1 protein-coding gene is annotated in these 1,019 nt (G+C 56.5%); it reads right to left on the bottom strand.

The window, feature by feature from the left end; translation table 11 throughout:
• Positions 1 to 1,001 (bottom strand): PD-(D/E)XK nuclease family protein (locus HW443_RS14160; RefSeq protein ID WP_176238284.1); only part of this gene is annotated, 1,001 nt, incomplete at its 3' end.
• Positions 1,002 to 1,019: the final 18 nt, after the last annotated feature.

Below are 1,019 nucleotides of genomic sequence, written 5' to 3'. Positions count from 1 at the left end.
ACCCGCACCAGCCCTTTTCTAGCGCCAGCGTCCTTTAACCGATCCATTTCGAGCACTGTGCCTTGCATTGATACACGGCTGTGCCCAGTTGATGCTTGAACCTCAGAGGTTCCACTAGCCACGTGTTGCCAAAACGGCTCACACCAAGGTCGAAATGGGCATCTGCTGCAGTGCGGGCCAGGAGAAGCCTGCAAACCGACCCATGGCGGTTTTGCGAGTCTCCGCGCCAAACGGCGAGCGTCCTCAGCCAGCGCAGTTGCAACCTCGGGTTTCACAGGTGCTCGATATTCATGACCCTTAATAGGGTTTACCAGACGATACTCAACCGGCCAAGTGCCATAGCGCTCATGCCAAAGCCAGGCATAGAGTAGACACTGGCGTTCATAGCCCGTAAGCCGATCGGGGTCGTCCAACGATCCAGTTTTGTAGTCTACAATAATCGTGCCGGATACACGGTCCTCAACAAGAAGATCCGGGCGTCCTTGGAGCAAACCGTCAACGGAAACCAGTGTCTCTTCGACAGCCGTCTTGGACCACTGTCCAAGATCACTTCCGGTATACGTCCCGACAGAGCTTTTGACCGCTAGCTGGTCTGCGACCAGCGCTATGGCCACTTCCATGCGCTGCATCAGATCGTCCAGCCAGGGCAACCCACGCTCACGCGGATTGCGCATTGCCTCTTGTTTCTGCTCCTCAACGGCAGCCCGAAATATCTCAACCGCCTGCGCGCGAACTACGCGCGAACTCAGTCCTTCAGTGGTCCATGAGAAGCTGCGTAGTTGTTCCAGTGTCCGGGGGAAGGCTGTGCCCAACCTCGCATATGGCGAGCTTCGTCGCGGGTAGCTAGCTGATGCTTGGAAGGTAGCTTGCAGCCAGCAGGTGCGGAGCAGTTCGTACAGTGAGGGGCTAATCGGATACTGCACCCAGCCACGAGGTGGCCATGTCTTACTCCGATCAATATACCAGATAGAAACGCTCTGTTTGACCTTGCTGGCACTCATAGCTGGCCCACCTGTCCT

The sequence above is a fragment of the Candidatus Hakubella thermalkaliphila genome, assembly GCF_013281975.1.
In the GTDB taxonomy this organism is placed as follows: Bacteria; Actinomycetota; Humimicrobiia; order Hakubellales; family Hakubellaceae; genus Hakubella; species Hakubella thermalkaliphila.
This window is presented reverse-complemented; position numbering and strand designations above follow the sequence as displayed.